Genomic DNA, 25,971 nt, shown 5'->3' with positions numbered 1-25,971 from the left:
CGCATGCGCTTCCTGAACCCCAGCTACCTGCACTTCGCATGGCTCGCGCTGATCCCGCTGGCGCTATGGTTGTTCCGTCGGCAGGCGAAGCGGGTGCCGGTTTCGACGCTGCTGTTCTTCAAATCGCTCGCGCGTGAGCATCAGGAGTCTGCGTGGCTGCGGCGCATCAAAAAATGGCTCTCGCTCCTCCTCACGCTGCTGGTGCTGGTCTTTGCCATCCTCGCCCTCGCACGCCCCAGTGGCAACCTCTCGGCCGATTCACCCGGCGCGGTCGTCATCGTCGTCGATCGTTCCGCGTCGATGTCTGCCAAAGACAGTCAAGGGCGCACACGGCTCGATGAAGCAAAACGTCGTGTTCAAGAGCGCGTCCGCTCGCTGCCTGATCAGGTCGTGCTTTCCCTCATCTCCTTCGATGCACGGCCTCATGTGCTGCTCTCCCGCAGCCGCAACCGCCGCGAATGCCTGCGCTTGCTCGATGAACTCACGCCATCTCCCATCGAAGGCAAAACCGAGGCTGCCTTGAACGTCGCCAAACGCCTCGCCGATCTCGAATCACGCTCCCGCATCTGGCTGGCGGCTGATTCCAGCGCTGCGGATGCTTCAGTCGATTCCATTCCCGTTGCATTGCCCGAACCGCTCAACGTCGGCATCACCGGCTTCCAAATCCGCCACAGCCCGCTAGCACGAGATCGCTACGAGGCCTTTGTCAAAGTCAGCGCTGCCGCCAGCAACAAGGACAAGACCACCTCAACCCTCGAAATCACCATCGCTGGCCGCATCGCCCAACTGCGCGAGCTTGAACTCGCACCCGGCACATCATCTTCACTCATCCTGCCGCTCGAAGGCGTGCGTGGTCAGCGTCTGGAAATGCGCTTGAAGACCGCAGGCGATTGTTTCGGCTGGGACGATGGCCTTGCGGCTCCGCTGCCCAAAACGAAGCCGCTCACCGTCGCTTGGTTTGCTGAAAAGCCCGACCCTTTCACCGAACTCGCACTCTCATCACTCATCGAGGCCGGGCGCATCGATATGAGGAAGGGCGATCCCGCTGCATGGCCGCCGAAGGAGCAACCTGATGTCTATGTCTTCGAAAACTGGCTGCCGAAAGAATGGCCCACGGACCGTCCTGTCATCGCGCTCACACCTTTGACCAACTCCGGGCCGCTGCGCACCCGACCGCTCAAAGGCCTGCCGCATGACAGCGTGCGCGCTGTGCAGCCCGATCATCCCGTGCTCTTTCGTGCCAGCAGCAGCCGCATCGCCGTCACGCAAACCACCGTGCTCGAACTTCCCGCATCGTTAGAGCCGTTGTGGATCGCTGGCACAGAGCCCGTGCTTGCTGCCGGTGAATCCGGCGGTCAGCGGATCGTCGTCACCGCCTTCTCACCCTCGCAGTCCGAGCAACTCGCGCTGTTGCCCTCCTTCCCGCTCATTCTCGGCAACGCTCTTTACTGGTGCGCTGAAAACAGCGAGGCCCTCGCTGACATGCGCACCTTGCACACTGGTGAGATGCTCAACGCCAGCAACCTTGTGCAATGGCATGCTTGGGATGGCGACACCTTCATCGAAGCCTCCGACGATCCCGCCAACGACCTGCTCGCCCTCAATCGCATTGGTGCCTGGGAAACAGGCGACCGCAGCGGCACCTGTGCCTTGATCTCCGACGCTGAAACGAATCTCCCTGCCCCGCCCTCCGATGTCGCAACTTCCATCCAGCCCGCCGCTCCCATCATCACTGCTTCAGCCTTCAGTACCTGGCCGCAGCGTTTGATCTGGCTGGTGATCGTCGTGCTGCTGCTTGAAAGCTTTCTGTTTCATCGCAAAGCGGTGTATTGAAACTTGTTCACACCTGCTGCGTTTATTCACAGCGAAACAGCTCGGAAAAAGCCCACATATTGTTTCGGAAGCATTAATTAACCCCAAGATAGGGTAAAAAAATGCCTTCAGCCTTGCGGGTAGTGGCTGTGGAATGGTTCAATCCACCTTAGCACTTCTTTTTCGCAGCCTTTTCCCTCTCCAGCCATGTATCTCAAGAGCCTCACCCTTCACGGCTTCAAGTCCTTCGCCGACAAGACCCACTTTGAATTCCACAAAGGCGTCACCGGCATTGTCGGCCCCAACGGCTGCGGCAAATCGAACGTGGTTGATGCCATCCGCTGGGTGCTCGGTGAAACGTCCGCGAAAGCACTGCGTGGTGATGAAATGGCCGACGTCATCTTCAATGGCACCGACAAACGCAAACCCGTGGGCCTCGCCGAAGTCACGCTCACGATGGCGGACTGCGAAGAGTCGCTGAAGGTCGATTTCAATGAGGTCGCCCTCACACGCCGCGTGTTCCGCGATGGTCGCAGCGAATACCGCCTCAACAACACCGTTTGTCGGCTCAAGGACATCCACGATCTCATCGCTGGCACCGGCATCGGTCGTGCGGCTTACTCGATCATGGCGCAGGGTCAGATCGACATGCTTCTCAGCTCGAAGCCTGAAGATCGCCGCACCGTCTTTGAAGAAGCCGCTGGCATCACCAAGTTCAAATCGCAGAAGCGGGAAGCGCTGCGCAAACTCGAATACACGGAAGCCAATCTGCTTCGCGTCGCCGACATCATCGCCGAAGTGAAGCGTCAGATGGGCACCTTGCAGCGTCAGGCCGCCAAAGCACGTCGCTATCAGGCCTTGCTCGAAGACACACGCCTGCTCGACACCCACCTCGCACACAAACAATACACCGAGTTCAGCGGTGAGAAATCCGAGGCCGAAACACAGGTGCGCATACTGGCGAATCAGATCGAAGAATTACAGCGCAAACTACAGGCCGCCGAAACGGAAGCTGCACAAACGCGCGAGGCCTACCACGCGCTCGAATCGCAGATCAGTCAGGCACGTCAACAGGCCCAGGAACTCCGCTCACAGATGCAGAGTGCTGAAGGGCGCATTGGTTTCAACAAAGAGCGCAGCGAGGAACTCGAGGGACGCATCCGTCAAAACGAGGAGCAGATCGCCGCGAACGAAGAACTGCTCGATCAGGCCCGCCGCGATCTCGCCAATGCCGATGAGCAACTTCTCGCGATCACCGACAACATTCAGACGCGTCAGCTCGCGATGAACGAGCACGCGAGCGTGCATCAGAGCATCCTGCCGGAGCGCAACCGCCTGGAAAGTGACCGCCGCGCCATCCGCGAGTCGATCCGCCAGTTTGAAGGCCAGATGGCCGCTAGTGAGGCCCGTGCGCAGTCCTTGAGCAATCAAATCTCCGCCGACCGTCAGCGTCACGAATCGCTCGCGCATGATCGTCAAACCGCCGCGCAGGCCCGTGAGAGCAGCCAGATCGAATACGACGAGTTGCAACGCAACATCCAGGAACTCGAGGAAACGCGCAACCAGCTCGACGAGAAGGCCAAGGACTGCGCCCGTGAGATCATCGAACGCCGCCGCCAGCGCGACGCGATGAACAACGAACTCAACGACCTCCAGCGCAATCTCACGCAGCGCAAGTCACGCCTCGAAATCCTCGAACAACTGCTGCAAAAAGGCGAGGGTCTCTCCTCCGGCACGCAGAGCGTCCTCAGCGGCCTCGACAATCCGGAAGTCTATTCCACCGGCGTTCGCGGCCTGCTCGCCTCCAGCATTGAGGTCGATCCCGATTTCATCCCCGCCATCGAAGCCGCGCTCAAAGATCATCTTCAGGCCGTTCTGCTCACCGAGAGCGAACTCGCCGCGCAGATCATCGACCGCCTCACCGATCACAAAATGGGCCGTGCCTCGCTGGTGCCGCATGATTTCTGCAATCTGCGCAATGCTGCGGATCGTGAACTCATGCCCGCCGGCGCCATCGCCTGGGCCACGGACAAAGTCCGCGTCAAAACTGGCGTGCAGAGCCTCATTGATCACCTGCTGCACAACGTGATCATCGTCGATGACCTGCACACGGCGCTGCGCTTGAAGCGTGAGATGCCGCACCTCGCCATCGCCACCATGCGCGGTGAATTCATCTCCACGGACGGCATCATCAACGGCGGTGCCAGCAAGGAAGAAGGCTCCTCGACCCTGCGTCGCGAAGCCGAAGTGCGCCAGCTCCGCACCGAGGTCGAGGCACTCGAACTCCAGTTCATGGAGAAGGAGGACGCGGTGAAAGCCGTCAGCGCCCAGCTCGAAGACATGCAGCGCGAGGAAGTTTCCCTCCGCGAGCAAAGCCAGCGCGCGCGTGAAGGCTTCTCGCAGTTCCAAGGCAAGATCAGCGTCGTCCAGCGCGCGCTGCAACAAGCCACGGCGAAGCTGGAGAGCGTCGAGTGGGACCAGAACCAGATCCAGGAGCGCATCGGCGGCTCTGAAAGCCAGATCAATCAACTTCGTGAGGCCGCCGCCATCGCGCAGGAGCAGCTTGAGTCTTCCCGCGTCCGCGAAGGCGAGCTCGAACTCGAAATGGAGTCCTTTCTCCGTCGCGAACTCGAATCCAGCGAGCGCCTCAATGAACTCCGCACCGCGCTCGCCCTCGAACAAAGCGCGCTGCATTCCATCGAACGTCAGAAAGCCCCGCTCGGCGTGCGTTTGCAGGAACTTCAGGCCGGCATGAATCGTTTCTCCGAAGAGATCAACACTTGGCGCGTCCGTATTCAGCAGAGCGATGCTGAAAACGCCCGCTTCCAAGAACAGATCGAATCCCAGCGCGGTGCCATTGCCGCCATCGAAGAACATCTCCATGCGCGCACGGAAGAACGCGCTGGATTGTTCGAGCAGGTCAGCCAGCTCGAAACCCAGCTCACACAGCTTCGTCAGAGCTACAACGGCCTCAACGAATCTCGCAACCGCGCCGAAGTCGCCCTCACCCGCGTCGATCTCCGCCTCGAAAACCTCATCAATCAGGTTCAAGAGCGCTACAGCTTCCACATCGACGCCTTCGAGCCCGATTACCACGTCCTCATGGTCACTATCGAGGAGCAGAAGAAAAATCGCAGTCGTGGCAAGAAGGCAGCCGCGAACGCAGCCGAGACTTCTGAGTCATCTGAAAGCACTGAAACAACGGTGTCTGAAGCGTCTGACCAGTCAGAAGTGTCCGAGGAGCCGGAGGCTAAAGAAATCCCCGCCGTCTCCAACCGCGATGAGGACGAAGAACTCGAAAACATCGTCATCCCCGGCGAAGAAGCACAACCAGACTGGGCGTTCGTCATGGAGGTCGTCTATGAACTGCGCCAGAAGCTGGAAGGCATCGGCCCGGTCAATCTGGATGCCATTCAGGAATTCGAGGAACTCGAAGAACGTCACAACTTCCTCGACACCCAGCACAACGACCTCGTCAAATCGAAGGACGAGCTGCTCCAGGTCATCGCGAAGATCAACGAGACCACGAAGACCATGTTCGTCGAGACGTTCACGCAGGTGCGCGGCTTCTTCCATGACAACTTCCGCGAGCTGTTTGGCGCTCAGGCCAAGGCCGACCTCATGCTCATCGACGAAAGCGACCCGTTGGAGTCCGGCATCGAAATCATCGCCAAGCCGCCGGGCAAGAAGCTGCAAACCATCAGCCTTCTCTCCGGTGGCGAACGCAGCATGACCGCCGTGGCGCTGCTGTTTTCGATTTACCAAGTCAAACCCAGCCCGTTCTGCGTGCTGGACGAGCTGGACGCCCCGCTCGATGAAACGAACATCGGCCGCTTCCTCAAGATGCTCGACAAGTTCATCGACAATTCCCAGTTCATCATCGTCACCCACAACAAGCGCACCATGAGCCGCGCGGACGTGATCTACGGCGTCACCATGCAGGAATTCGGCATCAGCAAGCCCGTCGGCGTGCGCATGACGACCGAGGACACCCGCAACACCACCAAATCCGTGGAGGAACTCCAGCTCGATGCTCCAGCCGACAGGCCACGCCTCGAAAGCATGGACGAACAGCAGGAACGTCTCACCGAGATTGAGGAGCAGGAAGAAGAGTCGCCTGCGGTGTTGGTTTGAGGAGGCGGAGCCTCGTCAAGAGGTCAAAAGTCAAGTTGGTCAAGGGTTGTGATCCTTGACTGCTTGACGCCTTGACCGTTGACGCTCCTTTCCTGCATGACCTTCACCATCGAGTCCTTCCAGTTTCATGTGCTGCCGATGCACACGCGGTTCCCGTTCAAGTACGGCATCGCCAGCATGAGCGCGCTGCCGCATCTGTTTGTGACGGTGAATCTGGTGGTCGATGGCAAAGCGGTGGCCGGACTCGCGAGTGAAGGACTGCCGCCGAAGTGGTTCACGAAGGATCCAGACACGCTGTTTGAGGTCGATCTGGCCGAGATGATCGCGGTGATTCAGAATGCGTCACGCATTGCACGACTGGCAGCGGAAAAACCGACGGAATTCTTCGCGTGGTGGCAGAACCTGTATGCGGAGCAGACGAACTGGGCACAGGTAAAAGCGGTGCCGCCACTGCTGGCGAATCTGGGTGTGAGTTTGATCGAGCGTGCGGTGCTCGACGGTCTGTGCAAGGCGCTGGGACAGCCGCTGCATGCGGTGTTGCGCTCCGACGTGCTCGACATTGATCTCGGTGCGGTGCGTGAGGAACTGCGTGGCATGCGCGTGAGCGATGTCATCGCGCCACAACCGCTCACACGCGTCTTTGCACGCCACACAGTCGGTCTCGGTGATCCGCTCACCGCTGCCGATGGTGCTTTGAATGACGGGCTGCCCTACACGCTGGAGGAAAACATCCGCGCCTACGGCCTGCGTTACTTCAAGATCAAGGTCTGCGGCAAACCGGAGACCGATCTGCCGCGTCTGCGTGAGATCACCCGCATCCTCACCACCCACTGCCCCGATGGCTTTCATGCCACGCTGGATGGCAACGAGCAGTTCTACGATCTGGCGAGCTTCCGTGATTTTTACGCGACACTGAGCGCCGATGCCGCGCTCGCGCCGTTGTTCCGCAGCCTGCTGCTCATTGAGCAGCCGCTGCATCGTTCCAAGGCGCTGAACGAAGCGGTGGGAGACAGTTTGGGCATGATCATTGATGAAAGCGACGGCTCCCTGGCCGATTTGCCACTCGCGCTGGACCTCGGCTATCGCGGCACTAGCCATAAGAACTGCAAAGGCATCGTCAAAGGCCTCGCCAACGCCGCCTTGCTCAAAAAACGCGCTGCCAGCATCCCCGGCGGGCCGATCCTGAGCGGCGAAGATCTCGCCAACGCGGGACCGGTGGCCTTGCTGCAAGATCTGGCTGTGATGGCCCTGCTCGGCGTCACCCATGTGGAACGCAACGGTCATCATTACTTCCGAGGTCTGAGCATGCACTCCTCCGCCACGCAAGACGCGATGATCGACAAGCATGCCGGCCTGTATCAACGCCACGTCGAAGGTTTTGCGACGCTGCGCATTGAGAAGGGCACGCTCGATTTGCATAGCGTGAATGCCGCACCGTTTGGCTGCGGCATCACGCTTGATGTGACGCAGTTCGAGCCGTTGAATGACTGGATCAAGCGGGGCGGAATGGGGGAGCTATGAAATGATGAATGGCATCACTTCGCAGGCCGGTTCACGCGCAAGAGCTGCCCATCAAGCACACCGGCTTCGCGAATGGCCTGATCAATCCGCTGCGCCAAGGCTGCCGTGTCGTGATCGGTCGTGCAGACGATGATTCCCGCGTGTTCGGCATTCGTGCTCCGGTGCAGGCGCAGAAAATGCAAGCGGTTGAAGGTCAGCACTGCCCGGCCTTCGCGCTTCGCAAACTCGATGACTGCCTCATCGGGGATGCGTTGATTGGCACGTCCTGCTTCCACGGAAGTGAGCACGTCATGCCCAAGCTCCCGCAAAGCCAGCACGACCTGCCGGTGAAAATTCTCGTTGGAGTAGAGGCGGGCTGGCACCGTTAATCAGGCTTCCTCGTTGTCGCGAATGGCTTGCTCGACCTCCACCTTGTGGCTCGTCACATAGGCCCAGGCGGCGGTCAGATCGCTGCCCGTGAGGCTGGGATAGTTGTCCAGCAGCTCGGCATCCGTGAAGCCGAGCCGCCGCGCCTGCTCCAGCGACCATACCGGCACGCGAGTGCTGGCGATACAGGCATCGCCGCCGCAGACGTTCGCGGTTTTCTCAATGCCCGGCCCGACCTCACTGTCATCAGCCATCACCAGCAGCACATGGCTGCGGCCTGGCCGCAGCCACGCAGGCATGGGTGCCAGCAGCTTCATGCTGCCATCGGTGCTGATCTCAATGTCCGTTTCAAGGGTGTTCATTTCTGTCCACAGTATCCCCAACGGCCAATCCAGTGTCAACTGCCGCAGCATCACGCTCCATGCGTTGGCTGATCCGTTCGCACAGAATGGCCTGCTGGATTTTCAAAGCGTGAACGCAGCGCCGTTTGGCTGCGGCATCGCGCTGGATGTGCCGCCGTTTGAGCCGCTGAATGACTGGATCAAGCGGGGCGGAATGGGTGCGTTGTGATGCCGGAGTCAGGAGACTCCGGCTTCTTAGTTGCAGCAGTTGCAAAGACGAAGCGGTGGATGCCTGGGAGGTCAGGGGCGGTGGTGGCGTTGAGGTAGCCGAGGGCGGCACAACGGATGGAAACAGGCGCACCCTGATCGTGGCCGACTTCGAGGGCGATGAGGGCGTTTGAATTGAGATGCGGCAGGGCGTCGGTGAGGAAGCGTTCGACGATGCGGAGGCCGTCGGGGCCGCCGTCGAGGGCGAGGGCGGGGTCGCGTTTGACTTCGGGGCTGAGGCTTTGGATTTCGGCGGTGGGGATGTAGGGGAGGTTGGCGGCGATGAGATCGAAGGTGCCGGTGATTTTTTCGAAGAGGTCGCTGCGCAGGAGTTTGATGTTGGCGCTGAGGCGCGAAGCGTTGAGGCGGGCGAGGTCGAGGGCATCCTCGCTGATGTCGGCGAGGATGATTTCGCTCAAGGGCCAGGCTTTGGCGAGACTGAGACCGATGCAGCCGGAGCCGGTGGCCATGTCGAGCACTCGTGCCGGTGGTGTGGCGAATTTTTTGAGGATGAGTTCGACGAGGGTTTCGGTCTCAGGGCGCGGAACGAGGGCACGATGGTCGCTCACAAACTCGTGGCCGCAGAATTCGACGGTGCCGAGGAGGTGCTGGAGCGGCTCGCCTTCGCCACGGCGGCGGAGGAGTTCGCGCAGGGTGGTCAACTGGGCCTCGGGAACGGTTTCGTTGAAGCGGAGGTAGAGATCAAGCCGACGGCAGCCGAGGACGTGGGCGAGGAGGTGCTCCATGTTGAGCCGGGCCTCCTCGATCTTGCGCTTCTCCAGGTAGGCGGTGCCGGACTGGATGATTTCGAGAAGGGTCTTCATGGAAGAAATGTCGAATGACGAATGCGGAATGACGAATGGCCTGCAACAGATGTTTTGAACCACTGATGGGCACTAATGGGGCACGGAGGAAGCAATCAAACTGGATTCGGTGATGATTTGGTGGACGCGCTGATCGTGGGGTTCGACGGGAATGGAATCAACGATCTGGAGATCGAAGGCGATGGCGATGCGTTGGGCGCGGCAGGCGGGATTCGCAAGAAGGCGGTCGTAGTAGCCGCCTCCGCGACCGAGACGGAGTCCATCACGAGTGAAGGCGAGACCTGGAACGAGGATGATGTCGAGGGCGTCGATTTCGATTCGTGGACAGTGCGGTTTGGGCTCCCAGACGTTCATCTGGCCGCGTTGGAGATCATCAAGCGAGCGGACTTGGCGAGGTTGCAGTTCAGAGGCTTCGATTTGGAAGAAGCATAAGCGGACTCCTTGCGCATTGAGGGCGGGAAGGAGATGCGGGAGGATATCCGGTTCGTTTTTGAGGCCGCCGAAGAGGGCGATGGTGGTGCCGGATGGCCACGCAGCAGCGAGGTGCAGGATATTGTCTGAGATTTGCTGGCTGGCACTGGCGATGAAGGCGGGATCGAGGGCACGAAGGCGTTCGCGCATGTGCTGGCGAAGCGTGGGTTTGTCGTGCATGCGCTGCTTTGATGCGGGCAGGAGTGCCCGCGCTCCCTTCTCAGAGCAGTTCGGGTTTTTGCAGGAGTTCGGCGACGCGTTTGAGAAGGCGGCCGGCTCCGCCGCCGTCGAGGACGCGATGGTCGAAGCTGAGGGTGAGTTCGGCTTCGGTGACGGGGATGAATTGCTTCACCTCTTCACTCCAGTGCGGGACTTTGCTGCCGGCGCCGAGGCCGAGGACGAGGTTTTGCTCGGGCAGCGGAATGGGCGTGGCCCAGACGATGCCAAAGGTGCCGAAGTTGGTGACCGTGGCGATGCCGGGGCGGTTGACGTCGTTGGGCAGGCGGCGGGCGCGGGCCTGCTCGACGAGTTTGTTGTAAGTGGGCACCAGTTTGACGAGCGGAGTCTTTTCGACTTCGCGCAGGGTGGGAACCATGACGCCGTCATCGACTTCGACGGCGAAGCCGATGTCGATGGCGAGAGGATGGACGATGCGGTTGCCGACGAGGCGGCCAGCGAAGGCGGTGTTTTCAGCGAGCGCCAAGGCGAGGGCGCGAATGACGTAGAGGGCGGGGCCGGGCTTGGGATCGGTTTTTTTGCGATGCGCGAGCATGGCATCCAGCATGATGGGACTGCCGACGGTGGCGAGAGGGCGCGTCCAACTGCGGCGCATGGAATCAGCAACAGCAATGCGCATGGGCGAGGCAGGCGTCATGCGATGCTGTTCGAGAGCACGAAGGAAGGCCTCGAAGTCTTCAACGGTGACACGGCCACCAGCGCCAGTTCCGGGAACGCCGGCGAGGTCGGCGGCGTTGAGGCCGAGCTCAAGCATGCGCGCGCGCATGCGCGGTGAGATGTAACTGGCACCGGTGGCACCGGCGGGCACTGGCAGGCCGCCAACGACGGGTTCGACGGTGGGCTGGCGCGTGGAGATGACGTCGGTGTCGCTGATCTGGAAGTGGAGATTCTCGACGACGTCGGTGGAACCTCGAACATTCGGCGCTTCGGAGGAGGGCTTGGTTTCTTCCCCCATGCCGAGCGACTGTGCGTCTTCTTCGGTGATTTCGAGCGCGGCAAGCGTGGCGCCAACGGCGTAGCTGGTCTGCGTGGTGGCGACGATCTGGCCGATCTTTCCTGCGCAAGGTGAGCTGACGGCCATGGTGGCCTTGTTGGTCTCCACCTCAAAGAGATCGCTGCCTGCCTCGACCATGAGTCCCGGCTCGATCAGGATGCGAATGATGGTGGCTTCGGCGATGGATTCGCCGAGCTGGGGCATCAGGATGGGGATGGTGGGCATCTCGAGAATGTTGAATGACGGAATGACGAATGCCAAATTTAATACCGGAGCAGACGGCGGAGCGCGCCGGCGATGGTGGAGGTGGTAGGGCGGTGCGACTTCCAGAGGTTCGGATGATACGGGATCGGCGTGTCCTTGGAGTTCAGGCGCATGGGCGGTGCGTCGAGCAGATGGAAGCCTTCGGTGGTGACGCGGGCGATGATTTCGGCGGTGACGCCGCCCCAAGGGAATGCCTCACCAAGAGCGAGCAGACGACCCGTGCGAGCGACGGAGGCGAGGATGGTGTCTGTGTCCATCGGCTTCACCGAACGGAGATCGACGACTTCGATGGAATAGCCATCGAGCTGGAGTTCCTCGGCGGCGCGCAGGGCCTCATGCACCATGGCGCTGTAGGTGACGATGGTGGCGTGACGTCCGGGGCGTGCGATGCGTGCTTTGCCGATGGGCAGTTCGTGATCGCCGATCTGGTCGGCCTTGAGATGGTAATAGAGGAACTTGTGCTCGCAGTAGATGACGGGGTCGTTGAGCTGGACGCTGTCGAGCAGCATCCAGTAGGCGTCCTCGACGGTGGCAGGGGTGACGATGACCAGACCAGGATAGTGCGCATAGATGGCCTCCATCGACTGGCTGTGAAACGGCCCGCTGCCCGCCGTGCCTCCGGAGGGCATGCGGATGGTGATGGGACAAGGCACATTGGTGCGCCAGTAGAGCGTGGCGGCCTGATTGACGATCTGATTGAAGCCGACGGAGGAGAAGTCGGCGAATTGCATCTCGATGATGGGCCGTGCTCCCTCCACGGCGGCACCGACGGCCATGCCGACCATGGCGTCCTCGCTGATCGGCGCGTCGAAAACGCGGTTGGGGAATTCTTTGCTGAGGTTCTTGGTGGCCTTGAACGCACCGCCGAAGGTGGCAATGTCCTGGCCGTAGAGGAAGACGGCGGGATCATTGCGCAATGCCTCGTACTGCGCCTCACGAATGGCTTCGAGGTAGGTGATGCTCATGCCTCGTGCTGGCCCTCCACGAGATCGGCGCTGGACAGCGCCTGCCAGTTTTCTTTGAAGGGGTCAGGCGCGGGTTCGTTGGACACTTTGGAGATGGTTTGATCGACGTTGAGGCGCACTTCCTCGTTTAGCTCACGCAGGTCCGTGGAGTTCATCCAGCCATGGTCGAGCGCGAATTTTTCCGCCACCGCGAGGCAATCACGAGCCGAGGTGCCCTGGCGTGCTTTGTCGGGGATGTAAGATGCGTCATCGTGCTCCCCGTGTCCTGCTAGGCGCAGCAGCGTACCAACAATCATCTGCGGGCCGCCACCGCTACGCGCACGGGCGACAGCAGCCCGGAAGGCTTTGAGACAGGAAGCAAGGTCCGTGGCGTCCACGCTGACACCTTCGATGCCGTAGCCTGCGGCGCGATCCACGAGATTCTCGCAGGCGTACTGGCGCGTGTTGGGCGTGGAGTAGGCGTATTGATTGTTCGCAATGCTGACGATGATGGGCAGCTTTTCCACCGCCGCCATGTTCAGACCTTCATGAAAAGCACCCGTGGAAGTGCCGCCGTCACCGATGCTGGTGGCGCCAATGCTGTCCCCCAGCGTTCCAGCCTGCCGACGTGCGAACAACCCACCGGCCACGACTGACAGCAGACTGCCGAGGTGGCTGATCATCGCCAGCAGGCCTTCTTTCGGGCGACCACGATGGATATTGCCGTCACGTCCGCGCATCGGACCCGTGATGGTGCCCAGATAAGTCCGTACACAATCGAGAATCGGCTCCCCATAGGCGATCCGGCCCGCCTGGTCACGAATCAGCGGACCATAGATGTCCGAACCCTTGCGAAGCTGCACCCCGAGCGCGGCACTGAACGCCTCCTGGCCTTTTCCGATATACACCCCGCCGACGATGCGCCCGCCAGCTCGATAGAGCGATCCGAGCTTCTCCTCCAGCACTCTGGCCAGCAGCATGTGCTGGTAAGTGAGGAGGAATTGGTCGCGAAAATCGGCCGTCAGGTCGGTTTCGGCGCAGTTGATCGATGGAGCAAGTGCCACGAGGCATATTTGGTATCAAGGGCGACAGATTCGTCAACACCCTCACCATAAGGAATCCTTCGAAAAAGCAGGATTTGCTATGTTGTGGCATCTCTTCCGCTTCTGGGAGGGGTAAAATTTTTTAGATTAGAAGTGACAAAATGTGAGCATGTGAATAATTTGTTTGAAATTTCAATAACAGGGTGCAAATTTAATAAAGAAAGCTGAATTTTTTAGAAATCCATGGAATCGCTTCTCGCCACAGCCGCTGCCGACCCTGTGTTCTCAGGCTTCCAAGTTCAAAGCTATGGGAGTCTGCTGCTACCCGATCACCCGATCCGCTTTGGGTTCCAAGTGGACATCGTTCCAGACAACTGCCCTTCGAGCATTATCTTTGGGCTCGTCAGCCGAGACCCCGTCAACGGCGGCCATGCCAAGACCACCGGGTTCGCCGTGCGAGTGGATTTGGAGATGCGTGAAATCTGGGATGTCTTGAACGGCAGCGGGCTTGTCGGCTGGGTGGAGCATCCCAACGGACTCGCAGGCTTCACGGACGAAGAGCCCCTATTGCTGGGATGGGAGATCGAGTGCCACGGCCAAGCATTGATTCCCAAGCTTGTAGTGGCCGACCAGCAGTGGCTTTACCCGGCCATCCAATGCCCGCATCCCATGGTCATGGAGACCGTGATCGGCTGGCAAGGAGAATGGGACCGCGATCCTCGCAGCACCTTCCTGCATCCGGCGCTCTGGCGTGAGCAACTGCCCGTCTTGACCGCTCAAGAGCCCGAGGCCATGGCCGCCTGATCAAGCTCCGGCTTGAATCCCGCCGGTTTTCCCGTTACCGGCAGGTTGCATGAACAACACGGAAAGTCGCATCCTCATCACCGGCGGAGCCGGATTCATCGGCAGCGCCCTCGTTTGGGAGCTGAACCGCCGGGGCTGCGAAAACATCGTCGTCTGTGATCGCCTCAGCACCGACGAGAAGTGGAAAAACCTCGTTCCGCTCAAATTCGCCGACTACATCGACGGTAACGACCTGCTTCAACGCGTGCTGAATGCCCCCGAGAAACTTGGCCGCTTCGACCTCGTGCTCCACCTCGGTGCCTGCTCCGCCACCACGGAACGTGACGCCGATTACCTGATGCGGAACAACTACGAGTTCACCAAGCAACTCTGCCAGTGGTCGCTCGCGAACCAGACCCGTTTTGTCTATGCCTCATCCGCAGCGACTTACGGCGACGGTGCCCACGGCATGGACGATCAAATGCCCGACATCCACGCGCTGCGCCCGCTGAACATGTACGGCTACTCGAAGCACCTCTTTGACCTCCACGCCAAGCGTGAAGGCTGGCTCCCAAACATCGTCGGCCTCAAGTATTTCAACGTCTATGGCCCCAACGAAGACCACAAGGCCGACATGCGCAGCCTCGTCCACAAGGCCTGCGGCCAAATCCTCGCCACCGGCAAAGTCCAGCTCTTCAAATCCCACCGCCCCGACTACAAGGACGGCGAGCAGATGCGCGACTTCCTCTACGTGAAGGACGCCATCCGCATGACCCTCCACCTCGCGGAGACGCCCAGCGCAGGCGGCCTTTTCAATCTCGGCTCCGGTGAAGCCCACACTTGGGTCGAACTTACCACCGCCATCTTCACCGCCCTCGGTAAGGAGCCAAATATCGAGTTCATCGACATGCCCGAGCATCTCCAGTCGAAGTATCAATACTACACCTGCGCCGACATCGCCAAACTCCGCGCCTCCGGTTTCACCACCGAAATCACCCCTCTGACCGAAGCCGTCCGCGACTATGTTCAGGGCTATTTGGTGCCAGATCGACGACTCGGAGACGAAGCATCTTAAGGCCGGATTTGCAAAGGGCCCCGGTTCACGCTAAACACCCGGCCCCATGTCCGCCCCAGCCAACCGCATCGACGCCCGTTTTGCCCAGCTTCGCACTTCGAAGAAGAAGGCATTCGTGGCCTATGTCTGCGCCGGTGATCCCACGCTCGATGCCACCATCGACATCGTGCTCGCGCTGGAACGTGCCGGAGTCGATATTGTCGAACTTGGCGTACCCTTTTCCGATCCGCTGGCCGATGGCGTGGTGAATCAAATGGCCGCCGACCGCGCGTTGAAGGCCGGAGCCTCCATGTCCGGCGTTTTGGAGATGATCCGAAAGCTCCGCACCAAGTCTCAAGTGCCGCTGGTGCTCTTCACTTACCTCAATCCCGTCTATACCTACGGCTACGAGCGATTCCACATCGACGCGGCTGCCGCCGGGGCCGATGGCGTGCTCGTTTTGGATCTCCCGCCCGATGAAGCGGCCCAAAACGCCGAACTCAAGCCCACCGCCGAGTTGCGTCATATCCAGCTCATCGCACCAACCTCGCCGCCGGAGCGCATCGCCAGCATCGCTAAGAGCGCCGAGGGTTTTGTGTATTATGTGAGCCGTCTCGGCGTCACCGGAGCGCAGGCGGAGATCGCCACCGGCATCGCCGAGCAGGTCGCCATCATCAAATCGGCCACTGAAGTGCCCGTCTGCGTCGGTTTCGGTGTCTCGAATCCTGCCCAAGCCGCCGAAATCGCGAGCAAGGCCGATGGAGTTGTCGTTGGCAGCGCTATCGTAAAGTTGATCGAACAAAACGGCTCCAGTCCCGATTGCGCTGTGAAAGTCGAAGCCTTCGTCAAACCGCTCGTGGATGCCGTCCATTCCCTCTGATTTACCCTTATGACACTCTCCTTCACCAAAATGAACGGGGCCGGCAATGACTTCGTCATGCTGGACAATCGCGATCTCAGCCTCGCGCTGACCAAAGACCAAATCAAACGCCTTTGTGATCGTCATCGCGGCATCGGTGCCGATGGTTTGCTCGCCGTCGAACCCGCAACGAACGGCGGCGATTTCAAAATGCGCTACTACAACGCCGACGGCGGCGAGGCCGAGATGTGCGGCAATGGCGCGCGTTGTTTCGGTCGTTTCGTCAATCATCTGCACGGTGACAAGCTGGTAAAAATCCAGTTTGAGACCCTCGCTGGCATGATCTCCGCCGAATTCGAGGGCGATCAGGTGCGCATCAACATGAGCGCCCCGCACAACCTCAAACTCGCGCAAAACCTGCCTGTGGTTGACACCAATCTCACCGTCCACAGTATCAACACCGGCGTTCCGCATGCCATCGTGTTCGTGGAAGATCTCGAAAGCGTGCCCGTGCACGAATGGGGTGCCGGTCTGCGCTATCACGAAGCCTTCAAGCCCAAAGGTACCAACGCCAACTTCGCTAAAGTCGTCTCTCCCGGCAGCATCTCCATCCGCACCTATGAACGCGGGGTGGAAGGTGAAACCCTCGCCTGCGGCACCGGCATGGTCGCCTGCGCCTTGATTCATCACGAACTCACCGGCGCTGCCAGCCCTGTAAGTGTCCTCGTCAAAGGCGGTGACACACTCAAAGTCGGCTTTGAGGAGCCATCGAAGAGCGAATACACAAATGTAACCCTGTTCGGCCCGGCAGATTTCGTTTTCCAAGGAACCGTTCAACTCTAAGCTCCACGCCCTTCGCTCCCCGCTTCCCATGTTCGCAGGCACCCACACCGCAATCGTCACCCCCTTCAAAAACGGCCAAATCGACGAGGCCGCGCTCAAATCCATCGTCGATTTCCAGTTCGACAACGGTGTGTCCGGCATCGTGCCTTGCGGCACCACGGGGGAATCGCCCACGCTCGATTACGACGAGCATGAGCGCGTCGTGAAACTCAGCGTCGAGTTCGCCAAAGGCCGCGGCATCGTCATGGCGGGCACGGGATCGAACTCCACGCGTGAAGCCATCGAACTCACCCAAGAAGCCGAGGCAGCCGGCGCCACCGCATCTCTCCAGGTCGCCCCTTATTACAACAAGCCGACGCCTGAAGGCCTGTATCAGCATTTCAAGGCCATCGCAGACAACACGAAGCTGCCGCTCATGCTGTACAGCATCCCCGGCCGCTGCGGCATCGAGATCGGTCTCGATGTGCTCGTGCGCCTCGCGGAGAATTGCCCGAACATCCGCTCCATCAAGGAAGCCGGCGGCAATCCCGAACGCGTCAGCCAGATGAAGCAAGTGCTTCCCGCTGATTTCGAGATTCTCTCCGGCGATGACGGTCTTACCCTGCCCTTCATGTCTGTGGGCGCGGTCGGCATCGTCAGCGTGGCAGGCAACTTGATCCCGAAACCACTCAGCGAGATGGTGCAGCTCGCCCTGAAGGGCGATTACACCGCCGCGTTGAAGATCCACACACGCTACTACCCGCTCTTCGCCGCGTTCCTGAAACTCGCCACCAACCCCATCCCGATCAAAACGGCGATGGCCCTTGCTGGACATTGCACGGACGAGTTGCGCCTGCCGCTCGTCGGCATGGAGAAGGAAAAAGTGGCCGAACTGACCGCCACGCTGAAAAAGCTGGGCATCATCAAGTAATACAGGCCATGAACCCGGCGCGACCTCCGGCATTTTTCATTCGGGGAGTGTGTTTGCTGGTGGTGTCACTGCTTTCCATCTCGTGCGCCACGCGTTCGAAGCCGGAAGCTGATTGGAACAGCCTCAAAATTTGGCAGCAGATCGCGACCCATCCGCCGACTTACATACCGGCGGGTTATGGCACCAGCCAGCCACGAACCGATCGTGACGGCACTTGGTTCACAGATCAGCGGGATGGCAAACGGCTCTTCGTTCCCAAACAAGCCGTGAGCGGATTAGAACCAGGTGTACTTATGGGCGAGGCGAAAAAGGCGACAGGCTACGATGGCAAACCGCGCCTGTCTCCAGGGCAGAAAATTTGCTGGGGCCTTCTCGCATTCATCGCCGCTTTGGGTCGCACAAACCTCCCTCCGCCAGACTGACGTCAAACCGGGCATCATCTCCTGAAAACCGGCAGCAACAGTGCCGCCATCACCGCGAGCACCAATAGCATCACGACAAAGAGCAGGCATAGGGACACGACTGACGTGCGTGGATTCACGTCAGGCGTGAAGGCGATGACGGCCTGATATTGCAGGGAGAAGATCATTCTGCCCTTGGCGGACAACATCAACCAGCCCACATACCCGTTCATCAACGGCAGCAGCACGGTAAAAATCGTGACCGCTCCCAGCAGACCCGAAACAACAGCCATCGGAATCCGCGCCCAAGCCCGCAGACGAAAAACGCCCGCTCCGAGAACCAGCCCACACGCTCCGATGATCGCAGCGAGTCCCATCGCGGCAAAATCGCCTTTGCTGGATGCCGCGCTCAAAGCCTCCAGCATTCCGATAATAACCGGCAGCAACATCAACCCACCAAAGAGCGCATACAAACCTCCAACGGCCTTGATCGAGGTTTCATGGCCGATGTGAGCACGCCGGATTGCCTCGGGTGATTCATCAACCAGCCTCGCCGCCTGTGGTGGCGCGTAGGGGTTGAACTCCGTTTCTTCCGTCATCATGCGTCGTTTTATCAGGAGCCGTCCGCGTTCAGCCAGCAAAACCGGTCCCGCCTCCAGGCTGGACAGCATGCCAAGCGTGCGCATCAATGCTGCATGCCGTGTTTTCGCATCATCTGCATCCTCGTGCTGCTGGGACTGCCCAGTTGCAGTTTTCTCATGGGCAAGGCGGTTGGTTGGAAGCTTTCCTCCAAAAAACTGCCTGCCGACAACCGCATGGGCGAGGCAAAACTCATCGGCGTGATCGAACTGGTGAATCCCGAGCAGAACTACGTGCTCATCAACTGCGAGCAGCGGCTGAACATCCCCGCAGGCACCGAGATCGTCTCGCAAGGCGCTGATGGTTCCAAGACGAAGCTCAAGGTGACTCCGGAACGCAAAGGCAACTACATCACCGCAGACATCACGGAAGGCACGCCGCAACTGCGAGACATCGTGTTATACAAGGTCAAGCCGGGGGATGTCCCCGCACCCGCTCCAGCCACTGTCTCGGCAAGTGGCGCGGTGGTTCCGCTGACGCCGGTCATGCAGGCGGATGTGATTCCACCGCTGGATGCGCCGTTTCAGCCGATAGCGCCGCTCAAACCGTCTCCAGCACCAACACAGCCACCCGCCAACTTGCCGACGGAAGAACCCGCTCCTGACCTCAGCAAGCTGCCGCCCGTCATCCGATGATTTCCGAAAGCGAGGCGCTCGAACGCATTCTGGCAGCAGTGGCACCGCTGAACGCTGTGCCGGAGTCGTTGTTTGCAACACTCGACCGTTTTGCCGCTCAGGATGTGACCGCCACGGTGCCGATTCCCGCCTTCGATCAATCGTCGATGGATGGTTATGCGCTCGTCGCGGCTGAAAGCGACAGCAAAACCGCGCTGCGCGTTACTGGCGAGCAGCCTGCGGGCCTGGATCGTGGATTGAAGCTCGAATCCGGCTGCGCCATTCGCATTTTCACCGGTGCTCCGCTTCCCGCCGGAGCCGACTCCGTGATCATGCAGGAGGATGTGCAACGTGACGACGATCACATCGTCTGTCAGGAGCCGGTCATCGTTGGTGAAAACATTCGTCGTGCAGGAGCGGATCTGTGCCAGGGCCAGTTCGTGATGAGGGCGGGAGAAAAAATCACCCCCGGTCGCATGGCGGTGCTCGCCTCCCAAGGGCTCGACCGGATCAACGCGCATGCGTTGCCACGTATCGCCGTGCTGAGCACCGGCGATGAACTGGTGCATCCCGGCGCAGGCCCGCTGCGAAGCGGACAGATTTACAACACAAACGGCCTCATGCTACGCGGCATGCTGGCGCGCCTCGGCATTCGAGAAAGCACGCACGCTCATTGCCGCGATGATCTGCAGGCCACCGTCGAGACGCTGCGGCGGTTGATGGATGAAAACGATGTCGTGCTGCTCAGCGGCGGCGTTTCAGTCGGCGACCACGATCAAATCAAGCCCGCTCTGAAACAGCTCGGCATCGAGCCGCAGCTCTGGCGTGTCCGTGTGAAGCCAGGCAAGCCGTTCCTTTTTGCCTCACGTCGTGAACCATGCACCACGCACCTTTTTGGCCTGCCCGGCAATCCGGTGTCATCCTTCGTGACCTTCCTGCTGTTTGTGCGCCCCGCCCTGCTCAAGATGATGGGCGCGTCAGACATGGCAGCGAAACCGCGCTGGTTTCCGGTGGTGGCCGGAACTGCTCTCGAGAATCCTGGTGACCGCCCGCACTATCTGCGTGGCACGCTCACGAACGGCCAGTTCATGCCTTTCGGCCTGCAACAAAGCCATGCTTTGCTTTCCTTGAGCCGGTCAGAGGCGTTGTTGCGGCTCGAAGCCGGTCAAAGCCTCCAAGCAGGCGAGGCGGCGCAGGCGTGGTTGCTGGATTGATTGGTTGCGCGCACAGCAAGGCCATTCATTCTGCGCGCTCTTCAATCATGGAACACGTTCTCGTCATCACCCGCCAGCTCTTCGATGAGCTGGGCAGTTTTCAAGGCTTTCAATCCGATGCACCGCGTTACTTGCATGCGATGCTGGCTCCCGGTGCCAATCACTTCATGGAGCGTCCTGCCGCTGAAAAAGATCCCACGCACAAGCAACTCATCCCCTACACGATCTTTCATCACGCAGGCCGCTATATCAGTTACACGCGCGGTGGCAGTTCCGGTGAAAAACGCCTGGTGGCAAAACGCTCCATCGGCATCGGTGGTCATATCAATCCGGTGGATGCCAGTCAGGACGAACTTGGCGAGACGATGTATTACAACGGCGTCGAGCGTGAGATGGCCGAGGAACTGGTCATCGGCGGCACACACACTCAGAAAGTCATCGGTTTGATCAACGACGATGCGACGGAAGTCGGCAGCGTGCATCTGGGCGTGGTGCATTTCTTCGATCTGAGCAGTGACGACGTGAAATCGAACGAGGACGCCATCCAAGACTTGCGTTTCCACACACTGGAGGAGCTGCACGCCATGCACGATCAGCTCGAAACTTGGTCGCAGATTTGTGTGGATCACCTCTGGCAGGCAAAGCATGGCTGAAATCAGCAACTTGGGAAGAAATGCTTGTCTGTTTGGGCAACGAGTGTTTTTCTTCCCTTAATGCAAGATTCATCCCTCAGCGCTCCGGCGGCCCCCATCGCTTCGCTGCCCGGGCCTGCACAGAACAGCAGCGCCGCGGAGGATCGCATCCTCGTGGACAGGGCGCAGGCGGGCGACACACACGCGTTTGACGACCTGGTGCGCAAATACACGCCGAAGCTCTACGGCCTCGTTTACAACATGACCTCGAACCGGGAGGACACCGCCGACCTGCTGCAGGATGTGTTTGCCAAGGCCTACCGCTCCATCAAGCGCTTCATGGGCAAGTCCTCGTTCTACACATGGATCTATTCCATCGCGGTGAACATGACTTTGAACTTTCTTAAGAAGCGGGGCCGCCATCACAAGGTCAGTCTTGACGATGTAGATACGGGCATTGAGAACGACCCGGAGTTCATCCGTGTGACCACGGCCAACACAGGCACGCTCCGCGAAGTGAACATCCATGAGCTGCAAAAAAGGTTGAACACAGCCATGATGAAGCTGTCGGAAGATCACCGCACGGTGGTGACCCTTTACGATGTCCAGGGTCTCCAGCATGCCGAAATCAGCAAGATACTCGGAGTCTCGGAAGGGACAGTCAGATCAAGGTTATTTTACGCTCATCGATTGCTCCAGACCTATCTTGAAGATTTTGTGAAATAATCACGCACCATTGACGAAATTAGAAATCAGAACCCACAGCACGCCATGAGTGAGTTTGAAGACATCCAACGGTTGATTCGATTGAAGCGGTTTGAACAGCCAGGGGAGGGATTCACCGAAGACTTCCTCCGCCAGTTTCACCAGCGCCAGAGGGCGGAAATGCTGAAACAGTCATCTTTGGAGCTTCTCTGGGAACGCACTACCACTTGGTGGGGCAATCTCTTGGTTCCCAAGTGGGGCATGGTGGGAGCAGCCATGGCTGTATGCGCCATGAGTGTCTGGATGCTCTCGCGCCCCGCCGGACAGACCTCTCCTGCTCTCACCTCAGTTCCTGTGATCGATGAGAAGCCCTTCATCCTCAAGATGGATCTCAGCGACCTGCCCTTGGCGCGCATGGCCGAACATGACGAGGCCACCCTAGCAGACATGCTGCTCCGCAAGCATTTGGAAGTGCGTCCCGCCCTCGAAGGGAGCGTCTCTCCGCTGCCCGCCAACGGCTGGCAGGTGCCTAGTCTCCAGCATGCAGTCCCTGCCATCCATGATGGCGCCGATGGCGGCTTGGGCAGGTAAACTCCCAATACTCCAACAGGCAAAGAAGCAGCAGATCACGTGTCTGCCCCTCAAACTTCTCTTTGCCATCAGGGCGGGCAGCGGTTAATCGTCGCCTCGCTCATGGGAAACCGCCCTGACATCTGCCAAATCATCCGAATTAGCATCGGACTCCTCCGCGCCTGACGCTGCCGGAAGAGTCCGTTATTGCATGCCTGCGCTTCAGGCACTTTTGGCATCCGGCGTCCCGGAACCTTTGGCAACCGCCATCCGGCCTGTTTTCTCATTGCACCCCCTTTCACCCTCTCCATTTCCATACCCACATGTCTCCAGTTACCATCTATGACACCACCCTGCGTGACGGCACCCAGGGCACCGGCATCTCCTTCAGCACCCTCGACAAAATCCGTGTCGCCGAAAAGCTCGACGAATTCGGCGTGCACTACATCGAAGGCGGCTGGCCCGGCTCCAATCCCAAGGACGCGGCCTTCTTTGAAGAAGCCGCCAAGCGCACCTGGAAAACCGCGAAAATCACCGCCTTCGGCATGACCCGTCGCGGCAAAATGAAGGTCGAGGACGATCCGCAGGTCAAAATGCTGCTCGATGCGAAGACCCCCGCCGTCACCGTGGTCGGTAAAACCTGGGCGCTGCATGTCACTGAGGTCTTCCAGGTCAGTCTGGAAGAAAATCTTGCCATGATCGCCGACACCGTGGCCTATTTGAAAAAACACGGCCGCGAGGTGCTCTACGACGCCGAGCATTTCTTCGACAGCTTCAAGGAAGACCCCGAATACTCGCTCAAAACGGTCAAAGCCGCCCAGGATGCAGGTGCCGACCTCATCGTGCTGTGCGAAACGAATGGCGGCGCGCTGCCGGAGTTCGTCGAAGACACCACACGCAAGGTCATCGCCCATCTCGGCCGCCCGGTGGGCATTCATACGCACAACGACGGCGGAGTCGGTGTCGCCAATGCCCTCGCTGCCGTGCGCGCCGGAGCCTGTCAGGTTCAAGGCACGATCAACGGCTACGGTGAGCGCGTGGGAAACTGCAACCTCACCACCATCATGCCCGCACTCCAGCTCAAGATGGGCGTCGCACTCGGCCTCGACCTCACCCGTCTGCGCGAACTCGCCCATTTCGTCGATGAACTCGCCAACGTGCCGCATGACATCCGCGCTCCATATGTCGGTCTGGCCGCATTCACGCACAAAGGCGGTTTGCATGTGCATGCGGTGCAGAAACTGGCCCGCACTTACGAGCACATCGATCCCGCACTTGTCGGCAACCAGCGCATCATCACCATCTCTGACATGTCTGGCCAGTCGAACGTGCTGGTGAAGGCCGAGGGCATGGGCTTCAAGTTCGCCAAAGGCGCCCCTGAAGTTCAGAACATCCTTTCCGAGGTGAAACGCCTCGAAAGCGAAGGCTATGAATTCGAAGCCGCCGAGGCCTCGTTCGAAATGCTCATCCGCAAGCAGACCGGCCAGCACGCACCGGTCTTCAATCTCATCGAATACCACTCCACGCACCGTTTCCACGGGGGTGCGCATGGTTTTGAAACCTGCGAGGCCACCATCAAGCTCGAAATCGGCGGCACGCGCGTTTACACCGTTGATGAAGGCGACGGCCCCGTGAATGCGCTCGACAATGCGCTGCGCAAGGCCCTCCTGCCCTTCTTCCCGGCGCTGCAACACATGCGCCTGGCGGATTACAAGGTGCGCATCATCGACGGCGGCACGGGAACAGCCGCAAAGACACGCGTGCTCATCACCAGCACCAACGGCAACGCCACCTGGAGCACCGTCGGCGTGAGCTGCAACATCATCGACGCGAGCTGGAAGGCGCTCGTCGATGGCATCGAGTACTTCCTGCTCAAGAAGGCGGCTTAAACTGCTTTCATCCCCGCTGCCTCCAACACCGCATGCAGATCTGGAGGCAGCGGTGCCTTCACACTCAGCGGCTGGCCTGATGCGGGATGCTTCAGGCTCAGTTCATGCGCATGCAGGAACAAGCGCTTCGCGTTGATCGTCTTGCGCAGTTTGCGGTTCAAATCGAACGAGCCATAGACATCATCGCCCACCAGTGGGAGCTGCCGTGAGGCCGCCTGCACGCGAATTTGATGCGTCTTGCCGGTGATCAGCTCGATCTCGATCAGCACGACGCGATTGGCCGCATTGACTTCGATCACACGATACTTGGCCTCCGCATTGGGGCGTGTGCCATGCCGGACCGTCGTACGTACCTGATGCTTGGCATGGGTCGTGACCAGATGATCCAACCAAACGCCTTCAGGTTTCAATCCGCCGCCGCTGCTCAAGGCGAGATACTTTTTCCGCACCTTCTCGGCTTCAAACGCCTCGCGGCATGCGGTGGCGGTTTTTTCATCTTTCGCACCGAGCAGAACGCCAGAAGTGTCCTGATCGAGACGGTGAATCAGCCACACGTTGCCCATAGATGTTTTGAAGCAGCGTCGATCATGATCATAACTGCCCTCAAACGCCGCAGGCTGCGGTTTGGCTGCCTTGGGATTCGGATGCGAAAGTACGCCATGCGGTTTGTTCACCACGATGATGAAGCGATCTTCGTGAAGAATCTCACAGCGCGTGATGGCAGGATTGGAACTCATTTCTGGCGGTGTTTTTCGACCAAGTGCTCCTCCAAAGCCTCTCTCCAATGGCGAATCTCGATGCCGAGCCGATTTTGCAGCCGTTCATTGCACATCACCGTCATCAAAGGTCGTGGTGCTTTGAGTTGAGTGAGGTCGGCCAGCTTGATGGGTTTCACATGGGTCGTTTTGACCGGCAAACCAAGTCCTGCAGCCACCTCCAACGCCGTCTCAGCCCACGAATGCCAGGAAGCGCTGCCGGTGTTGCACAGGTGCAGCACTCCGCTGGTTTCGGGATGCTCGTGAATGATGCGCTCAATCCAGTCACAGATGTTCACAGTGCTCGTCGGCACGGACACTTTGTCTGCAACGGCGGCCAGATCGTCCGTCTGCAAGGCACGTTGAATGATGTGGTCGGGATGACTCGGCTTGTCAGGACCAAAAAGCCACGAAACGCGTGCCACCAGGGCATTGGGTGACGCCTGAAGCACCGCCAGCTCCCCTTCACGCTTCGTCCGGCCATACACATTGACCGGGTTTGTCTCGTCATCCTCTTTCCACACATCGCGCGGCTCTCCACTGAAGACGTAATCAGTGCTGAAGTGAATCAGGCGCGCGCCGAGGGCGTGGCAATATTCGGCGAGCACCTGCGGACCAATGACATTCGCCATCCGCGCCTTCTCGGGCTGCATTTCGCAGACGTCCGGGCTGGTCATGCCGGCAACGTTGAGCAGAACATCAAAGGGCTGTGCTTTTAATTGGGCAGCAATGGCCTCAGGCCGCTCAAAATCCAATTCGGCCCGTCCCCAGAGCACCGTTTCGTGATCGGGGGCCAAATGCCGGTTCAGCGCACGACCCAGGCCGCCGGTGGCGCCGAGGATGAGGATACGTGGTGCTGGCATGATGCATGCTTGCCACGGCTCC

At 59.7% G+C, this 25,971-nt stretch carries 25 protein-coding genes; 15 read left to right on the top strand and 10 right to left on the bottom strand.

The genetic code is table 11. The features are described 5' to 3' along the window. Positions 1-3 precede the first annotated feature (3 nt). From U1A53_RS23355 to U1A53_RS23345, 3 genes are all read left to right on the top strand, one after another. Positions 4-1,833, top strand: a complete 1,830-nt coding sequence (locus U1A53_RS23355) for a BatA and WFA domain-containing protein (protein WP_322284283.1) — start codon at positions 4-6, stop codon at positions 1,831-1,833. 186 nt (positions 1,834-2,019) lie between these two features. Continuing rightward, complete coding sequence (gene smc / locus U1A53_RS23350; RefSeq protein ID WP_322284282.1) at positions 2,020-5,946, top strand: chromosome segregation protein SMC; 3,927 nt, start codon at positions 2,020-2,022, stop codon at positions 5,944-5,946. Positions 5,947-6,042: 96 nt separating this feature from the next. Next, on the top strand, positions 6,043-7,467 hold the full coding sequence (locus U1A53_RS23345) for a hypothetical protein (protein WP_322284281.1): 1,425 nt from the start codon (positions 6,043-6,045) through the stop codon (positions 7,465-7,467). A 14-nt stretch (positions 7,468-7,481) separates the two neighbouring features. Here the strand turns inward: U1A53_RS23345 and U1A53_RS23340 are convergent, their stop codons facing one another. Together U1A53_RS23340 and U1A53_RS23335 are read right to left on the bottom strand one after the other, a co-directional pair. Next, positions 7,482-7,829, bottom strand: a complete 348-nt coding sequence (locus tag U1A53_RS23340; protein ID WP_322284280.1) for a DUF5615 family PIN-like protein — start codon at positions 7,827-7,829, stop codon at positions 7,482-7,484. 6 nt (positions 7,830-7,835) lie between these two features. Then, positions 7,836-8,195, bottom strand: a complete 360-nt coding sequence (locus U1A53_RS23335) for a DUF433 domain-containing protein (protein ID WP_322284279.1) — start codon at positions 8,193-8,195, stop codon at positions 7,836-7,838. Here U1A53_RS23335 and U1A53_RS23330 point away from each other — a divergent pair. Continuing rightward, the gene (locus U1A53_RS23330; RefSeq protein WP_322284278.1) at positions 8,188-8,403 is read left to right on the top strand and encodes a hypothetical protein; all 216 of its coding nucleotides are present in this window, start codon (positions 8,188-8,190) and stop codon (positions 8,401-8,403) included. The genes U1A53_RS23335 and U1A53_RS23330 overlap by 8 nt on opposite strands. Here the strand turns inward: U1A53_RS23330 and prmC are convergent. The 5 genes from prmC to U1A53_RS23305 all read right to left on the bottom strand — a co-directional run bounded on the left by prmC (position 8,375) and on the right by U1A53_RS23305 (position 13,239). Continuing rightward, complete coding sequence (gene prmC, locus U1A53_RS23325) at positions 8,375-9,265, bottom strand: peptide chain release factor N(5)-glutamine methyltransferase (protein WP_322284277.1); 891 nt, start codon at positions 9,263-9,265, stop codon at positions 8,375-8,377. The genes U1A53_RS23330 and prmC overlap by 29 nt on opposite strands. A gap of 72 nt (positions 9,266-9,337) precedes the next feature. Next, complete coding sequence (locus tag U1A53_RS23320) at positions 9,338-9,916, bottom strand: 5-formyltetrahydrofolate cyclo-ligase (RefSeq protein WP_322284276.1); 579 nt, start codon at positions 9,914-9,916, stop codon at positions 9,338-9,340. A 40-nt stretch (positions 9,917-9,956) separates the two neighbouring features. Then, a complete protein-coding gene (locus U1A53_RS23315; protein ID WP_322284275.1) occupies positions 9,957-11,192 on the bottom strand; it encodes a 2-oxo acid dehydrogenase subunit E2 in 1,236 nt (411 codons plus the stop codon). A gap of 38 nt (positions 11,193-11,230) precedes the next feature. Next, entirely contained in the window at positions 11,231-12,196 is a 966-nt protein-coding gene (locus U1A53_RS23310) for an alpha-ketoacid dehydrogenase subunit beta (RefSeq protein WP_322284274.1), read from the bottom strand. Next, positions 12,193-13,239: a thiamine pyrophosphate-dependent enzyme gene (locus tag U1A53_RS23305; protein ID WP_322284273.1), complete on the bottom strand. Its 1,047-nt coding sequence runs from the start codon at positions 13,237-13,239 to the stop codon at positions 12,193-12,195. The genes U1A53_RS23310 and U1A53_RS23305 overlap by 4 nt, the downstream gene beginning before the upstream one ends. 222 nt (positions 13,240-13,461) lie before the next feature. Here U1A53_RS23305 and U1A53_RS23300 point away from each other — a divergent pair, with 222 nt between their 5' ends. Genes U1A53_RS23300 through dapA form a run of 5 tightly spaced genes read left to right on the top strand, consistent with a single transcriptional unit; the run spans position 13,462 to position 17,667 of the window. Further along, positions 13,462-14,022, top strand: a complete 561-nt coding sequence (locus U1A53_RS23300) for a hypothetical protein (protein ID WP_322284272.1) — start codon at positions 13,462-13,464, stop codon at positions 14,020-14,022. A 49-nt stretch (positions 14,023-14,071) separates the two neighbouring features. Beyond that, the gene (gene rfaD, locus U1A53_RS23295) at positions 14,072-15,076 is read left to right on the top strand and encodes an ADP-glyceromanno-heptose 6-epimerase (protein WP_322284271.1); all 1,005 of its coding nucleotides are present in this window, start codon (positions 14,072-14,074) and stop codon (positions 15,074-15,076) included. A 46-nt stretch (positions 15,077-15,122) separates the two neighbouring features. Continuing rightward, a complete protein-coding gene (gene trpA, locus U1A53_RS23290) occupies positions 15,123-15,935 on the top strand; it encodes a tryptophan synthase subunit alpha (RefSeq protein ID WP_322284270.1) in 813 nt (270 codons plus the stop codon). A gap of 9 nt (positions 15,936-15,944) precedes the next feature. Then, a complete protein-coding gene (dapF, locus tag U1A53_RS23285; RefSeq protein WP_322284269.1) occupies positions 15,945-16,757 on the top strand; it encodes a diaminopimelate epimerase in 813 nt (270 codons plus the stop codon). 28 nt (positions 16,758-16,785) lie between these two features. Further along, on the top strand, positions 16,786-17,667 hold the full coding sequence (gene dapA / locus U1A53_RS23280) for a 4-hydroxy-tetrahydrodipicolinate synthase (RefSeq protein WP_322284268.1): 882 nt from the start codon (positions 16,786-16,788) through the stop codon (positions 17,665-17,667). Positions 17,668-18,103: 436 nt separating this feature from the next. On the opposite strand, the gene U1A53_RS23275 is transcribed toward dapA, so the two are convergent. Then, positions 18,104-18,739: a hypothetical protein gene (locus U1A53_RS23275; RefSeq protein ID WP_322284267.1), complete on the bottom strand. Its 636-nt coding sequence runs from the start codon at positions 18,737-18,739 to the stop codon at positions 18,104-18,106. 24 nt (positions 18,740-18,763) lie between these two features. Here U1A53_RS23275 and U1A53_RS23270 point away from each other — a divergent pair, with 24 nt between their 5' ends. The 6 genes from U1A53_RS23270 to cimA all read left to right on the top strand — a co-directional run bounded on the left by U1A53_RS23270 (position 18,764) and on the right by cimA (position 24,331). After that, a complete protein-coding gene (locus U1A53_RS23270) occupies positions 18,764-19,342 on the top strand; it encodes a hypothetical protein (RefSeq protein ID WP_322284266.1) in 579 nt (192 codons plus the stop codon). Beyond that, complete coding sequence (glp, locus tag U1A53_RS23265) at positions 19,339-20,535, top strand: gephyrin-like molybdotransferase Glp (protein ID WP_322284265.1); 1,197 nt, start codon at positions 19,339-19,341, stop codon at positions 20,533-20,535. Before U1A53_RS23270 ends, glp begins: the two co-directional genes overlap by 4 nt. Positions 20,536-20,582: 47 nt before the next feature. Further along, a complete protein-coding gene (locus U1A53_RS23260; RefSeq protein WP_322284264.1) occupies positions 20,583-21,188 on the top strand; it encodes a hypothetical protein in 606 nt (201 codons plus the stop codon). Positions 21,189-21,248: 60 nt separating this feature from the next. Next, positions 21,249-21,893 carry a sigma-70 family RNA polymerase sigma factor gene (locus tag U1A53_RS23255; protein ID WP_322284263.1) on the top strand — a complete coding sequence of 215 codons (645 nt, stop codon included), beginning with the start codon at positions 21,249-21,251 and terminating at the stop codon, positions 21,891-21,893. Between the two features lie 45 nt (positions 21,894-21,938). Further along, the gene (locus U1A53_RS23250) at positions 21,939-22,463 is read left to right on the top strand and encodes a hypothetical protein (RefSeq protein WP_322284262.1); all 525 of its coding nucleotides are present in this window, start codon (positions 21,939-21,941) and stop codon (positions 22,461-22,463) included. A gap of 302 nt (positions 22,464-22,765) precedes the next feature. After that, complete coding sequence (gene cimA / locus U1A53_RS23245) at positions 22,766-24,331, top strand: citramalate synthase (protein WP_322284261.1); 1,566 nt, start codon at positions 22,766-22,768, stop codon at positions 24,329-24,331. On the opposite strand, the gene U1A53_RS23240 is transcribed toward cimA, so the two are convergent. Further along, positions 24,328-25,068 (bottom strand): RluA family pseudouridine synthase, encoded by a 741-nt coding sequence (locus U1A53_RS23240; protein ID WP_322284259.1) that lies wholly within the window; start codon positions 25,066-25,068, stop codon positions 24,328-24,330. The two genes, cimA and U1A53_RS23240, sit on opposite strands and share 4 nt — an antisense overlap. Then, positions 25,065-25,949 (bottom strand): dTDP-4-dehydrorhamnose reductase, encoded by an 885-nt coding sequence (gene rfbD / locus U1A53_RS23235; protein WP_322284258.1) that lies wholly within the window; start codon positions 25,947-25,949, stop codon positions 25,065-25,067. Before rfbD ends, U1A53_RS23240 begins: the two co-directional genes overlap by 4 nt. Positions 25,950-25,971 lie beyond the last annotated feature (22 nt).

Origin of the sequence: Prosthecobacter sp. (assembly GCF_034366625.1) — a bacterium.
GTDB lineage: Bacteria > Verrucomicrobiota > Verrucomicrobiia > Verrucomicrobiales > Verrucomicrobiaceae > Prosthecobacter.
Note: the sequence above shows the minus strand (reverse complement) of the source record. Positions and strands in the feature narration are given on the sequence as shown.